A 13,017-nucleotide genomic window follows, 5' to 3' on the forward strand; every position below is an offset into this window, starting at 1 on the left:
CCTGCTGTTCGCTGCCTAAGCACGAACGAGCGGCAACCCGGGCGGTGAGGCAACCGCCTGCGGTGACCTTCCATACTGGCTGTTCGCCGCGTAGAGGTCATCGGCGAGCCTGCTCACCGCCCGGGCGAGCGGCGAGTCGCCGAGCTCGGTGAGGGTCCGGCCCGCGACGAGCGCGCGGTCGACGGTGGCCTGGTCGTCGGGCAGGAAGTGCAGGCCGCTGGTGCGCGCGAAGCCGGCGACCATGCCGGCGATGTCGCGCTCGGACCAGCCCAGGCTGGGGCGCATCCGGTTGACCAGGACGTGCGCGTCGCGGCCGCGCTCGGCGAGCTCGACGAGCCCCCGCGCGAGCCGCGACAGGCCGACCGGGTCGGCGCTGCCGACCGCGACCACCTCGTCGGCGACGTCGAGCGCCCCGAGGGTCATCTGGTTGCGGCCCGGCCGGCTGCCGTAGTCGGAGCCCGGGTCGTCCTCCAGGCTGAAGCCGGTGTCGACGACCACCTCGGCGTGGTCGCGGGCGACCTCGAGGAGGTGCTCGACCGTGCCGTTGCGCACCTCGACCCACCGGTCGCCGCGCGGCAGGCCGGTCACGACGCTCAGGTGGCCGTCGATGCCGCGCTGGACCGAGCCGAACCGCTCCTCGAGCTGGCCGGCCGCGGCCAGCCGGGCGGCGGAGAGCAGGCCCGAGACCTCGTCGAGGATGCCGAGCTGCTGCGCCACGGCCCCGCCGTACGGGTCGGCGTCGACCAGGACCGTACGCCGCTTCCGGCGCGCCAGCTCGGCCGCCAGCGCCGCGGCGACGGTGGTGCGGCCGGGCGCCCCCGCCGGCCCCCACACCGCGACCACGCGCCCGGCGGCGGGCGGACCCTGCGGCGGCGGCCCACTCGGGGGCGGGACCCGGACCACGGTCTCGGGGGAGTCCTCGTCGAGGACGGCGCCGGCGAGAGCGTCGAGGTCGTCCTCGGAGACCACCCGCGGGATGCCGATCCGGGCGGCGCGCAGCCGGCCGCCGTCGAGGGTCGCCCCGCCCGGGGCGATGGCGACCGGACGGACGGCGTACTTGCGCAGCAGGTCGACCGCGGCGCGGTCGAGGCCCGGTGAGTCGAGGCCGAGGACGGCGGCGTCGGCCTGGCCGGCACTGGCCGCGGCCAGCAGGTCGTCGACGTCGACGCACCGCTTGAGGACGACGACCCCGGGGTGGTCGCCGAGTCGCTGGAGGACGGCCGGCTCCCAGGCCGCACCGGAGGCGACCACGATGACGAGCGTCCTGTCGGTCACGGGTCAGCCACGGCGGACGACGGTGAGGACGGGCTCGCGGGCGCGGCCGAGGTCGGCCAGGAAGGCCGCCGCGTCGTCGGCGGCGACCGCGAGCACGAGCTGGCGACGGCCGGTCGTGGCGCCGAAGGTGCTGTCGAGCGGCGGCGCGTCGACGACGGTGGCCTCCCGGAGCAGCGGCCCGTCGTGGCCGATCAGGTAGACGTCGACGACGGAGCCGGACGCCACCGACGGCGGGACCTGTTCGGCGTCGACGGCGACGGGGAGCTCGACCGTGTCCGCGGCCGCGGCGGTGCCGACGGCGTCGCGCGGCAGCAGCTCGCCCGCGCCGACGGCGTGCACCAGCCGGAGGTCGGACGGCAGCTCGTCGTCGACGGTGTAGTAGCCCGCGAGGTCGCCGGCGTCGACGAACCGGACCCGGTGGGCGACCAGGTCGGCGGGGTCGAGGCGAGCTCCCGGCCCGGCGTCGGACGCGACCGCCCACACCGCGACGGTGTCGTCGGCCGCGGCCAGCAACCGCGCACCTGCGACCACCGACGCGGCGACGATCAGCAGCCCGATCCACAGCCGCGGGTCGCGCCAGCCGGAGCGTGTCGCACGGGTGGCCGGCGGAACCGGGGCGGATGCCGCCGGAGCCGCAGGGCGCTGCGCCGTGCCGAGACTCACGCGGGGATTCTCGCCACCGGGAGACGCTCCGAAACCCGTTCTCCACAGCGCCGCCGGGGCGGCGGCGTACCGGAGGGCGGAGGTGCGACGATGGGTGCATGGCCGGCACGCCCCGCTTCCTCACGCTCGCCGACGTGGCGGAGGTCCTCAACACCTCGAGCGCGCAGGTCTACGCCCTGGTCCGCCGCGGCGACCTGCCGGCGATCAAGATCGGCGGTCGCGGACAGTGGCGGGTGGAGTCGGCCCAGCTCGAGGAGTTCATCCAGCGGATGTACGCCGACACCAAGGCCTTCGTCGAGGAGCACCCGTTCGTGGAGTCCGAGACCGCCGACTGAGCGCTCCGCGACGGTCCCCGACGTTCTCGGGTCTTGCCGGCTAGCCCGTCTCGGCGCCGAGGATCAGGCTGACGGTCTCCTCCTTGCCGTCCCGCTCGATCGTGAAGTCGACGGTCTCGCCGGGCTGGTGGGCGCGGATCGCGACGATCAGGGCGATGCCGTCGGAGACCTTCTCGCCGTCGACGGCGACGATCACGTCGCCCTTCTCCAGGCCGCCCTTCTCGGCGGGGGTGTCCGGCATGACCGAGTCGATCTCGGCGCCGTCGCCCGAGGTCTGGCCGGTCTTCACCTTGGCGCCGATCACGGGGTAGCGCGCCTCGCCGGTCCGCAGGATCTGGTCGGCGGTGATCCGGACCTGCTCGATGGGGATCGCGAAGCCCACGCCGATGTTGCCGGACTCGCCGCCGACCGTGCCGCCGGTGGTCGCGATGGCGGAGTTCACGCCGACGACCTGTCCGCGGAGGTTGACCAGCGGACCGCCGGAGTTGCCGGGGTTGATCGCGGCATCGGTCTGGACCGCGTTGATGTACGACGAGTCGTCGCCGGTGCTCCCCGTGGTCACCGGCCGGTGCAGCGCGCTGACGATGCCGGCGGTCACGGTCGAGCTCAGGCCGAGCGGCGAGCCGATCGCGACCACGCTCTCGCCCACCCGCAGCGCCTGCGACGAGCCGAGCGCGGCCGGCTCGAGCCCCTTCGCCTTCGGCACGTAGAGCACGGCCAGGTCGTACACGGAGCTGCGGCCGACCACCGTGGCCGGATAGCTGTTGCCGTCCTCGTCGACGACGTTGATCGGACCCTTGTCCTGGTCGGCGTCCTGGACGACGTGGTTGTTGGTGACGATGTGGCCCTGTCGGTCGAGCACGAAGCCGGAGCCGGTCGCGCCGCCCTCCTGGCCCTGGTACTCCGCGGAGATCTGGACCGTGCTCGGCAGCAGTCGGGCGGCGACCGCCGCGATCGAGCCGTTCCCGGCCGGCAGCGGCGCCTCGGAGACCGTGTCGACGCCGGCCAGACCGTCGCTGACGGTGCCGGGGGTGTCGTCACGGACCTGCTCGTAGACGAGCCCGCCGATGGCACCACCCGCGACGCCGACGACCAGGGCGAGCACGCAGACCACCGGCCAGATCCAGCCCGGCACGCGAGCCCGCGGAGCCCGGGGCGGGGGCGGCGGAGGAGGAGGGGTCCAGCGGTACGGCGGTGCCTGCACCGTCGGAGGTACCCAGCTGGGCGGAGGGGTGCTCGGCCCGATCGGCTGGGTGGGCTCGTCCTGCGTCACGTACCTATCTTGTCCCGTCGGACGAAATCCACGCCCGGCGGGTGACGGTCTGGCTCGGTACGGGCGGGCGAGAGCTGTCGACCTGCGTGATCGAGGTGGCCGGCGGGCGCCGGTCGATGGTGGGTGCCGGGGCGGAGGCCGGCGCCACTCCGAACACCAGCACGCCCATCACCGCGGCGCCGACGGCGCTGCCACCGATCGCGGCGAGGCCTGCGGTCCGCCGCCGGTCGGGTGCGCCGACGAGGTAGGTGTCCCCCGGCGTGGACCCCGGACCGGCAGCGCCCATCAGTGAGCCCTTGAGCCAGGTCGGCGTCGCGGGTGCGGCGACCTCGAAGGAGAGCCCGCTCAGCCGGGTCTTGACCCAGCCCTCGCGCTCGACGAGGTCGCGGCAGGTGTGGCAGCCGTGCACGTGCTCCCACGCCCGCTCGGTCTCCTCCGGCGAGAGCTGGCCGTCGAGCAGGGCGCTGGTCCGCGAGCCGAGGTGGCCCATCACGTCGCGGATCCCCACGGCGCGAGGACGGGTCCGGCGTACCGGGCCCGTCCCGCGCTCGGGGCGCGATGGGCGAGCGCGGTGCGCAGCATGGCGCGGCCCCGGTGGATGCGGGAGCGGACGGTGCCGAGCTTGGCGCCGAGGATGTCGGCGATCTCCTCGTAGCTCAGCCCCTCGACGTCGCAGAGGACGACGGCGGCGCGGAAGTCCGGCGGCAGCGTCGCCAGGGCGCGCTCGATGTCGTCGTCGAAGGTCCGGTCGGCGTACGCCGTGTCCGGGCTCGGCGAGCTGCTGGTGAGCCGGTCGGCCCGCTCGTCGGAGAGCGCGTCGAAGCGGATCCGCTGCTTGCGGCGGGCCTGGTCGAGGAAGAGGTTCGTGGTGATGCGGTGCAGCCAGCCCTCGAAGGTGCCGGGCGTGTAGGTGGACAGCGACCGGAACACCCGGACGAAGACCTCCTGGGTGAGGTCCTCCGCGTCATGGCGGTTGCCGGTCAGCCGGTAGGCGAGGCGGTACACCCGGTCGGAGTGCTGCTCGACGATCTCGTCCCAGGAGGGGACGTGGTCATCTGCTCTGGTCTCCACCGGAGCCTCCTTGTCGCGCTGCCGCGCCGATCCGAACAGGGTCCTGTCCTTCCTGAACCTAGGGACTGCTGCTGAAGAGAACCTGTGAGACCAGTGTCCCTCTCCTGAGCCTCTTTGCTGCTTCATCGGGACCAACGAGCGAACCGACGGCTGTGTTCCCTCACCCCGCGGCCGTGTCGCGCTACCTTGACACTCGTGAAGTCGACGAGCTGGTCCTACGCCGAGGAGCACGTCGCTGAGGACGAGGTCCTCGCCAACGCGCGTGCGCGTGCCGAGGAGGTCGGCGTGGTGCCGATCGGGTCCGGCGGTGGGGCCGCGCTGCGGTTCCTCGCCGCGGTCCTCGACGCCCGCGCGGTCGTGGAGATCGGGACCGGCACCGGCGTCTCCGGCGTCTGGCTGCTGCGCGGCATGCGACCCGACGGCGTCCTCACCAGCGTCGACATCGAGGCCGAGCACCAGCGGCTGGCGCGCGAGTCGTTCGCCGAGGCGGGGATCGCGACGCAGCGGGTGCGCACCATCGCCGGCGCGGCGCTCGACGTACTCCCGCGGCTCACCGACGGCCACTACGACCTGGTCTTCTGCGACGGCGACAAGGCCGAGTACACCGCGTACCTGAAGGAGGCACTGCGGCTGCTGCGCCCCGGCGGGGTCGTCGTGTTCGACAACGCGCTGTGGCACGACCGGGTCGCGGACCCGGCCCAGCGCGACGAGGAGACCACCACGATCCGCGAGCTCGGCCGGACCGTCGCGGAGCGCGACGACCTGGTGTCGGTCCTGCTGCCCGTCGGCGACGGACTGCTGGCCGCGAAGAAGGTCTGGAGCCCCGAGGCCGACTGACCCGGGGCTCAGTAGCGAGGAGCGGCGAGGAACCCGTCGCCGCCCTCGGCGACCGCGACCACGTCGCACTCCTCGATCAGCACCGGGGCGCTGCCGACGATCTGGGAGACCGGTGAGGTGTCCGCGGTGTCGCTGAAGGCGCGCTGGAACTCGGCACGCGCCTCGTCGGATCCGAAGACGTAGCACCCCTCGAACCACTGCCCCGGCCGGGTGCGCCAGGTCTTGAAGCGCAGCCCCTCTTTGCCCGAGAAGCGCCCGAACGAGCTGTCGGCGACGTACGCCGCCAGCTGTTCCTCGACGTCCGACGGTCCGTCGGCGAGCGACCAGCGCACCGTGAGGCCCTGCATCAGGAGATCCCGGCGAGCGGGTCGTCGGAGCCGAGCCAGGCGAGCATCGCGCGAGCCCCGAAGCCGGTGGGCCCGGGCGTCCACTCGAACCGGTCCTCCGGTGAGTCACCGACCGACGCGAGGTCCAGGTGCGCCCAGGGCCGTCCGTCCACGAAGTGCTGGAGGAAGAGCGCCGCCGTGATCGCTCCCGGTCCGCCGGGCGCGTTGTCGGCGTCGGCGATCGTCGAGGACAGCTTCTGCTCGTACGCGTCCGCCAGCGGGAACCGCCACAGCGGCTCACCGGCGGCGACCGACGCCTCGCGCAGCGCCTCGGCGAGCGCGTCGCGGTTGGCGAACAGCCCGCCGACCTGCTGGCCGAGGGCGACCTTGACCGCGCCCGTCAGCGTGGCGACGTCGACCACGACGGCGGGGTCGAGCTCGCTGATCGCGTACGCGATCGCGTCCGCGAGGACCAGCCGGCCCTCGGCATCGGTGTTGGTGACCTCCGAGGTGCGGCCGCCGTAGTGGCGGACCACGTCGCCGGGGCGGAGCGCGTTGCCGCCGACGGCGTTCTCGGCGGCGGCGACCAGGCCGACGACCCGGACCGGGCAGCCGACGTCGGCGAGCGCGGCGAGGGTCGCCATGACGACGGCGCCGCCGGTCATGTCGCGCTTCATGTTGACCATCGCCTCGCCGGGCTTGATCGAGAGGCCGCCGGTGTCGAAGGTGATGCCCTTGCCGACCAGGACGACCGTCGGCGTCCGCCGGTCGGCGTTCTCTGGCGTGTAGTCGAGGCGGATCAGCCGCGGCGGGGTGGCCGAGGCCTGGCCGACCGCGACGATGCCCCCGAAGCCGTGCTCCTCGAGCCACTGCTCGTCGTGGACCGTGACCTCGAGACCGGTGTCCCGCCCGAGCTGCTCGGCCTGGGCAGCGAGCCAGGGCGGGTTCTTCAGGTTCGAGGGGACGGTCGCGAGCAGCCGGGACCGCCACGCCGCGCCGCCGACCGCGACCGCACGGGCCACGACCGGTGCCAGGGTGTCAGGCAGGTCGGCGAGCACGACCCGCGCGACCGGCCGGTGTTCCGGTGCGCCGGAGCGCCAGTGGAACTGGAACGACCCGAGCATCGCGCCGACCACGAAGGCCGCCACGCCCTCGTCCTCGGCGACCGAGGCCACCGAGGAGGCGACCGAGCCGCGGTCGCGGGCCTCGCGGGCGAGCGCCGCGCCCGCGCGGCGCAGGTCGTCGGGCCGCTGGGCACCGACGCCGACCAGCATCACGCAGCGGAGCTCGGCGTTCTCCGGGCCGCCGAGCGGCACCGGGACCCGGACCACCTCGCCGGCCTTGCCGGTGGCCGCGGACAGCTCCAGCACGCCGAGCAGGTCGAGACCGAGCTGGTCACCGAGCTCTGCGCCGCCGGGGCCGAGCACGACGGCACCGTCCGGCTCGTCAGGGGGGAGCACCGGGACCGCCGCGACCTCGACACCGAGGACGGCGTGCGGCAGCGCCGCACTCAGAGCGAACTCCGGCGGCGAGACCTGGGCGGGGAGGGTCAGTGGGTGGTTGCGGGGCACGTCAGCCGACGACGTCCTTGAGGGCATCTCCGAGAGCGCCGGCCTCCTCGGCGTTGAGCTCGACAACCAGTCGGCCACCACCTTCGAGCGGGACGCGCATCACGATGCCCCGCCCTTCCTTGGTGACCTCCAGCGGACCGTCGCCCGTCCGCGGCTTCATCGCCGCCATCCGCGCACCTTCCTTTGCTCTCTTCGAGTGCCAGGAGGCCACCGAGCGACCCCTGTACGCCGTACGGGACACCATTATCCCTCATGGAGCGGCGCCGCGGCGCACAGGCACGAACGCTGGGGGCGAACGGGCTGGCAGACTCCCCTCATGCAGGCCCGATCAGCGCTGTTCGACGTGTACGGCGACCACCTGCGCTCCCGGGGCAGCCAGGCCCCGGTGGCGGCGGTCGTGCGCATGCTCGAGCCGGTCGGCATCGCGGCGCCGGCCGTGCGCACGGCGATCTCGCGGATGGTGACCCAGGGCTGGCTGGAGCCGGTGCAGCTGGCGGGCGGCCGCGGCTACCGCACCACCGACCGCGCGAACCGACGCCTCGACGAGACCGGCAACCGGATCTACCGGCGCCGGCTGCCGGCGTGGGACGGGCACTGGCACCTCGCCTTCGTGACGCCACCGCCGTCGCGGGCCGCGCGCGCCCGGCTGCGGGCGGACCTCACCTTCGTCGGGTACGCCGAGCTGCTCGACAACGTGTGGGTGAGCCCGTTCCCCCGGGCCGAGCTGGGCGAGATCCTGGTCCGGTCCGACGCCACGGCGCGCACCGCGCGGGCGGACCGCTTCGACCCCGAGCCGACCGGCGCGTGGGACCTGGACCGGCTGCGGTCGGCGTACGACGACTGGCTCGGCCGGGCCGACGACCTCGTCGGACGGCACCTGACCGCGCACGCGGACGCGGACGAGGCGGCGTTCGCGGCCCGGTTCCACCTCGTGCACGAGTGGCGGAAGTTCCTCTTCGCCGACCCCGGCCTGCCCGACGACCTGCTGCCGGAGGACTGGCCGGGGCGCGACGCCGCCGAGCTGTTCGCGGCCGAGGCGACCCGCCTGCAGCCGGGCACCGACCGGTTCGTCGCGCGGTGTCTCGGCGCCTGACACACTGCCTCCCATGAGTGACTCCCCCGTGCTCCTGGACGTGACCGACGGCGTCGGGACCATCACGCTGAACCGTCCCGAGGCCTACAACAGCCTCAACATCGCGACCAAGGAGCTGCTGCTCGAGACCGTGCGCCAGGTCGGGGACGACCCCGCGGTGCGCTGCGTCGTGCTGACCGGCACCGGCAAGGCGTTCTGCACCGGCCAGGACCTCAAGGAGCACATCGAGCTGCTGGAGAACGGCGGCAGCGACGCGCTCTTCACCACCGTGGACAAGCACTACAACCCGATCGTCACCGTGCTGGCCGGCATGGCCAAGCCGGTGATCGCGGCCGTCAACGGCGTCGCGGCCGGGGCCGGGGCGAGCCTGGCGTTCGCCTGCGACCTGCGGATCGTGGCCGACACCGCCGGCTTCAACCTGGCGTTCGCGAACGTCGCGCTGTCGTGCGACACCGGCGCCAGCTACCACCTCCAGCGGCTGGTCGGCCGGGCGAAGGCGATCGAGCTGCTCTACTTCCCCAGCACCCTGAGCGCCGCCGACGCGCTGACCCTCGGCCTGGCGACCACCGTGGTGCCGGCCGACGAGCTCGCGGCCGAGGTCGGCGCGCTGGCCGCGCGGCTCGCCGCCGGGCCGACGGTCGCGCTCGGCGCGATGCGCCAGTCGGTCGCGTACGCCTCCGGCCACTCCTTCGAGGAGGCCCTCGAGCTCGAGAGCGTGATGATGGCCAGGACCGGCGCCACCGCCGACCACCGCGCCGCCGTCGCGGCGTTCGTGGCCAAGGAGAAGCCGGTGTTCGAGGGGCGCTAGGGAGGCTGCCGTTCGTCCCGACCGTCACCAGGGCGCGACCGTGACGCCGCCCCACTCCTCGGGCTGGACGTCGCGGACGGACTGGGTGAGCTCCCAGCGGTGGCCGGCCGGGTCGGCGACCACAGCGGAGCGCTCGCCGTACTCGTAGGTCGTGGGCTCCTGCAGCACCCGCGCGCCGGCGGCGACGGCGCGGGCGAACGCCGCGTCCACGTCGTCGACGCGGACCTTGATCTCGTGGGTGTAGCCGTCGCCGGACGGCGCGACCCGCTCGCCGCCGTCGTCCGCGACCACGACCGCGCCGTCGCTGCCGACGCTCAGCTGCGCTCGGTGCGCGTCACCGATCCGCACCCGCTCGCCGAAGCCGAAGGCCCCGGTCAGGAAGTCCACGGCCGCGCGGACGTCCGGGTAGACCAGGACCGGGGTGACGGTCGCGGGCGGGGCCGAGCGGTTGGTCGTCATCCCTCACAGACTCGCACGGGCGAGGACGCGGCGCAGCCCTCAGCCCCGGTGCGCGCCCCAGAGCCCGAGCAGCTGGCGCGGGGCGGCCCTGGTCAGCCGCCGGTGGCCCGGGTGCGCGCCGTACTCGACGGTGACGGCGGAGCCCTTGAAGCGACTGTTGAACCAGCCGGTCATGGTGCCGTGGCAGACGCCGCCGCAGGTGAAGGACTTGCTCGGCAGGTTGAGTGCGTCGGCGACCCGGCGGGAGAACCGCTGGTCCTTGGTGTCGGTGTCCACGCCGTGGAGGGGCTGGTGGAAGCTGACGATCCACCGTGGGCGGACCTGCTTCAGGAACCCCATCATCGCCCGGGTCTCCGGCTCGGAGCCGGCGCGCGGGCCGGACTCGTAGCCGCCGTCCAGGTCGGCCCAGTGGTAGGGGAAGTTCCGGTTGAGGTCCACCCCGTGGGCGTTCTTGCGGGTGTGTGCCGCGAGACCGTCGGGGTTGTAGACGGGCAGCACCCAGAGGTTGAGCCCGTGGATCTTCGGGCCGTCGCGGAGCGTCGCGAGGATCTGCCGCGGGGCCCCTTCGTCCCCGTGCATGGTGGCGACGAGCAGCACCTTCGGCTGCCCCCGCTCCCCCAACCGCCACGCGGTGATCGGGCGGCCGTGCACGGAGTGCCCGATCACCCGCTTCTCGACGACCGCACCACGCTCGAGTGGCGCGTTCGCGGCGTGGCCGGGCAGCGGTACGCCGACGACCGTCAGCGCGATGGCGGTGAGCACGATGCCGAGACGCATGGGCACCGAGCCTAGGGCATCTGCCGGCTCACACGGCCGCGGTCAGGTAGGCCCAGCTGAAGACCAGGACGCCGACCAGCATGCCGACGTGCGCCAGGACCGACAGGCCCGGCCCTTCGGACCAGCTGTCCTCCTTGCCCTCCGAGGCGTGCTTGCCGCGGCTCGGCAGCCAGCGCACCAGGATCAGCAGTCCGGCGACGACCACGACCCACCACAGGCCGAGGGCGGCGATGCCGATGCCGTCGTTCCCGCTGACGAGGAAGGCCACCCACAGGACCAGCGCCAGGGCGCCCGCGATCGTGTGGACGTGGACGAGGGCCTGGCCCATCTGCAACCGTCCCGCGCCGCCGCCCCGGCGCCCCAGGCGGAGTCGCGTCAGCACGATCACCACCGCCGCCAGTGCGGTGAGGACGTAGACGATCACCTCGGTCGACATGGAGCGGAGTGTGCCCTACGCGGTGGGTTCCTCGCCATGCTCGGGCTGCCCGGGCGCCTTCTCCAGCTCACCGGCGAGCCGGTCCAGGAGCGCGTCGACCTCCGACATCCGGTAGCCCCGGAGGGCCAGGGAGAAGCGCACGCGGCGGAGGTCCTCGGCCCGCAGCGGACCGGTGGCGGGGACCGTGGCGTCCGGCCGGTCGTCGTACACGTCGGCGAGCGGGGCGCCACGGCCGGCGGCCACCAGCGCGATGCCACCGAGCGCGAGCACGATGAGGATCGCGAAGAACCACATCACGGCATGCCCACCTCCCGGGCGCCGACCATCAGGGCGACGACCTCCTCGACGTCGTCGGTGAGGATCAGCCGGTCCAGGTCGCCCTGGTTGATGGTGGTCTCGATCAGCGAGGTGTCTCGCAGCCAGCCCACGAGTCCGGACCAGTACGCCGTGCCCATCAGCACGATCGGGAAGCTGGTGATCTTCCCGGTCTGCGCGAGCGTCAGCGCCTCGAACAGCTCGTCGAGCGTGCCGAAGCCACCGGGCAGCACGACGAAGCCCTGCGAGTACTTCACGAACATCGTCTTGCGCGCGAAGAAGTAGCGGAAGTTGACCCCGATGTCGACCCAGTCGTTCAGCCCGGTCTCCCAGGGCAGCTCGATGCCGAGCCCCACGCTGACGCCTCCGGCCTGGCTGGCGCCCTTGTTCGCGGCCTCCATGACGCCGGGGCCGCCACCGGTGATGAGGCCGAAGCCCTCCTCGGCGAGCCGCCGGCCGACGGTCTCCGCGACGGCGTACGACGGGTGCTCCTCGCCGAGCCGCGCGGAGCCGAAGAGCGCGATGGCCGGCCCGAGCTCGGCGAGCGCGCCGAAGCCCTCGACGAACTCGGCCTGCATCCGCAGCACCCGCCATGGGTCGGTGTGCACCCAGTCGGACGTGCCACGCGAGTCGAGGAGCCGCTGGTCGGTCGTGCCGGCGTCGACCTGCCCGCGCCGCTGGATGACCGGGCCCTTGTACTTCGCCCTCATGACGTCAGCCAGCTCCTGAGCCGGGCCTCGCAGCGTTCGATGTGCTCGATGGGCACGTGCTCCTCCTGCTTGTGGGCGAGCATCGGGTCACCGGGCCCGAAGTTGACCGCCGGGACGCCGAGCGCGCTGAACCGGGCGACGTCGGTCCAGCCGAACTTGGGATTGACCTCGCCACCGACCGCCTCGACGAAGGCCTTCGCGGCCGGCAGGTCGAGGCCGGGCAGCGCGCCGGGGGCGGAGTCGGTGAGGCGGACGTCGTACCCGTCGAAGACCTCGCGCACGAACGCCTCGGCCTCCGCCTCGGACCGGTCCGGGGCGAACCGGAAGTTCACCTCGACCACGCACTCGTCGGGCAGCACGTTGCCGGCCACACCGCCGCGGATGGACACCGCGTTGAGGCCCTCGTGGTACTCCAGCCCGTCGATGACCGGCCGGCGGGCGTCGTACTCGGTGAGGCAGCGGAGCACCTCGGCGGCGCCGTGGATCGCGTTGACCCCGCGCCAGCTGCGGGCTGAGTGGGCGCGCTCGCCGGTCGTGCGGACCTCGACCCGCAACGTGCCCTGGCAGCCCGCCTCGACGAGGGCGTTCGACGGCTCCATCAGGATCGCGAAGTCCGCGGCCATCAGGTCGGGGTCGGACTCCGCGAGCAGCCGGAGGCCGTTGTACCGCTCCTCGATCTCCTCGGCCTCGTAGAGGATGTAGGTGACGTCACGGTTCGGCTCCGGGACCGTGGCGGCGAGCCGCAGGATGACCGCGTCGCCGCCCTTCATGTCGCAGCTGCCGAGGCCGTGGAGGAGCCCCCCCTCGCGGCGCGCGGGCAGGTTGTCGTTCACCGGCACCGTGTCCAGGTGTCCCGCGATCACGACCCGCTCGCCGCGGCCGAGGTCGGTGCGCGCGACGACGGTGTGGCCGCGGCGCGTGACCGCGAGGTGGGGGTACGCCGAGAGCGCGTGCTCGACGGCGTCCGCGATCTCCTGCTCGCCGAGGCTGACCGACTCGATGTCCACGAGCTGCCCGGTGAGGGTGACCGCGTCCGCGGTGAGGTCCAGGTGGGTCGTCGTCACAGGC

The 13,017-nt window shown here is 73.6% G+C and carries 18 protein-coding genes; 4 read left to right on the forward strand and 14 right to left on the reverse strand.

Translation table 11 applies throughout. From position 1 onward, the window contains the following. Positions 1 to 15: 15 nt before the first annotated feature. Both N538_RS26785 and N538_RS27720 read right to left on the reverse strand, forming a co-directional pair. Entirely contained in the window at positions 16 to 1,275 is a 1,260-nt protein-coding gene (locus tag N538_RS26785) for an AAA family ATPase (protein WP_051549534.1), read from the reverse strand. A 3-nt stretch (positions 1,276 to 1,278) separates the two neighbouring features. After that, the gene (locus N538_RS27720; RefSeq protein WP_051549535.1) at positions 1,279 to 1,938 is read right to left on the reverse strand and encodes a hypothetical protein; all 660 of its coding nucleotides are present in this window, start codon (positions 1,936 to 1,938) and stop codon (positions 1,279 to 1,281) included. A 98-nt stretch (positions 1,939 to 2,036) separates the two neighbouring features. Between N538_RS27720 and N538_RS0121865 the strand changes: the two genes are divergently transcribed. Then, positions 2,037 to 2,273 (forward strand): helix-turn-helix domain-containing protein, encoded by a 237-nt coding sequence (locus N538_RS0121865; protein WP_028639054.1) that lies wholly within the window; start codon positions 2,037 to 2,039, stop codon positions 2,271 to 2,273. 40 nt (positions 2,274 to 2,313) lie between these two features. On the opposite strand, the gene N538_RS26795 is transcribed toward N538_RS0121865, so the two are convergent. The 3 genes from N538_RS26795 to sigE are packed head-to-tail and all read right to left on the reverse strand — an operon-like array spanning position 2,314 to position 4,617. Next, positions 2,314 to 3,546, reverse strand: coding sequence for a S1C family serine protease (locus tag N538_RS26795; protein ID WP_081790652.1), 1,233 nt, complete (start codon positions 3,544 to 3,546; stop codon positions 2,314 to 2,316). Positions 3,547 to 3,550: 4 nt separating this feature from the next. After that, entirely contained in the window at positions 3,551 to 4,054 is a 504-nt protein-coding gene (locus N538_RS0121875; protein WP_028639055.1) for a zf-HC2 domain-containing protein, read from the reverse strand. Beyond that, entirely contained in the window at positions 4,036 to 4,617 is a 582-nt protein-coding gene (gene sigE / locus N538_RS0121880; RefSeq protein ID WP_028639056.1) for an RNA polymerase sigma factor SigE, read from the reverse strand. Before sigE ends, N538_RS0121875 begins: the two co-directional genes overlap by 19 nt. 195 nt (positions 4,618 to 4,812) lie before the next feature. Between sigE and N538_RS26800 the strand changes: the two genes are divergently transcribed. Further along, positions 4,813 to 5,454, forward strand: a complete 642-nt coding sequence (locus tag N538_RS26800; protein ID WP_036571736.1) for an O-methyltransferase — start codon at positions 4,813 to 4,815, stop codon at positions 5,452 to 5,454. Between the two features lie 8 nt (positions 5,455 to 5,462). On the opposite strand, the gene N538_RS0121890 is transcribed toward N538_RS26800, so the two are convergent. From N538_RS0121890 to N538_RS28165, 3 genes are read right to left on the reverse strand one after another with little or no spacing between them, the layout of a single operon-like run. Continuing rightward, entirely contained in the window at positions 5,463 to 5,801 is a 339-nt protein-coding gene (locus tag N538_RS0121890) for a hypothetical protein (protein ID WP_028639057.1), read from the reverse strand. Continuing rightward, on the reverse strand, positions 5,801 to 7,351 hold the full coding sequence (locus tag N538_RS0121895; protein WP_028639058.1) for a leucyl aminopeptidase family protein: 1,551 nt from the start codon (positions 7,349 to 7,351) through the stop codon (positions 5,801 to 5,803). The genes N538_RS0121890 and N538_RS0121895 overlap by 1 nt, the downstream gene beginning before the upstream one ends. A gap of 1 nt (position 7,352) precedes the next feature. Next, positions 7,353 to 7,520, reverse strand: a complete 168-nt coding sequence (locus tag N538_RS28165) for a DUF3117 domain-containing protein (RefSeq protein ID WP_082574674.1) — start codon at positions 7,518 to 7,520, stop codon at positions 7,353 to 7,355. A gap of 147 nt (positions 7,521 to 7,667) precedes the next feature. Here N538_RS28165 and N538_RS0121905 point away from each other — a divergent pair, with 147 nt between their 5' ends. Then, the gene (locus tag N538_RS0121905; protein ID WP_028639059.1) at positions 7,668 to 8,444 is read left to right on the forward strand and encodes a PaaX family transcriptional regulator; all 777 of its coding nucleotides are present in this window, start codon (positions 7,668 to 7,670) and stop codon (positions 8,442 to 8,444) included. Between the two features lie 13 nt (positions 8,445 to 8,457). Continuing rightward, a complete protein-coding gene (locus N538_RS0121910) occupies positions 8,458 to 9,252 on the forward strand; it encodes an enoyl-CoA hydratase-related protein (RefSeq protein ID WP_028639060.1) in 795 nt (264 codons plus the stop codon). Between the two features lie 24 nt (positions 9,253 to 9,276). Here the strand turns inward: N538_RS0121910 and N538_RS0121915 are convergent, their stop codons facing one another. Genes N538_RS0121915 through dapE form a run of 6 tightly spaced genes read right to left on the reverse strand, consistent with a single transcriptional unit; the run spans position 9,277 to position 13,013 of the window. Next, a complete protein-coding gene (locus tag N538_RS0121915; RefSeq protein ID WP_028639061.1) occupies positions 9,277 to 9,711 on the reverse strand; it encodes a VOC family protein in 435 nt (144 codons plus the stop codon). Between the two features lie 39 nt (positions 9,712 to 9,750). Then, positions 9,751 to 10,488: a M14 family zinc carboxypeptidase gene (locus N538_RS27725; RefSeq protein WP_051549538.1), complete on the reverse strand. Its 738-nt coding sequence runs from the start codon at positions 10,486 to 10,488 to the stop codon at positions 9,751 to 9,753. A 28-nt stretch (positions 10,489 to 10,516) separates the two neighbouring features. Then, complete coding sequence (locus N538_RS0121925) at positions 10,517 to 10,924, reverse strand: hypothetical protein (RefSeq protein WP_028639062.1); 408 nt, start codon at positions 10,922 to 10,924, stop codon at positions 10,517 to 10,519. Between the two features lie 15 nt (positions 10,925 to 10,939). Further along, complete coding sequence (locus tag N538_RS0121930) at positions 10,940 to 11,218, reverse strand: DivIVA domain-containing protein (protein WP_051549539.1); 279 nt, start codon at positions 11,216 to 11,218, stop codon at positions 10,940 to 10,942. Continuing rightward, positions 11,218 to 11,949, reverse strand: coding sequence for a TIGR00730 family Rossman fold protein (locus N538_RS0121935; RefSeq protein WP_036571740.1), 732 nt, complete (start codon positions 11,947 to 11,949; stop codon positions 11,218 to 11,220). Before N538_RS0121935 ends, N538_RS0121930 begins: the two co-directional genes overlap by 1 nt. Then, positions 11,946 to 13,013, reverse strand: coding sequence for a succinyl-diaminopimelate desuccinylase (dapE, locus tag N538_RS0121940; protein WP_028639065.1), 1,068 nt, complete (start codon positions 13,011 to 13,013; stop codon positions 11,946 to 11,948). The genes N538_RS0121935 and dapE overlap by 4 nt, the downstream gene beginning before the upstream one ends. Between the last annotated feature and the right edge of the window lie 4 nt (positions 13,014 to 13,017).

This window comes from Nocardioides sp. URHA0032 (assembly GCF_000620645.1).
In the GTDB taxonomy this organism is placed as follows: domain Bacteria; phylum Actinomycetota; class Actinomycetes; order Propionibacteriales; family Nocardioidaceae; genus Nocardioides.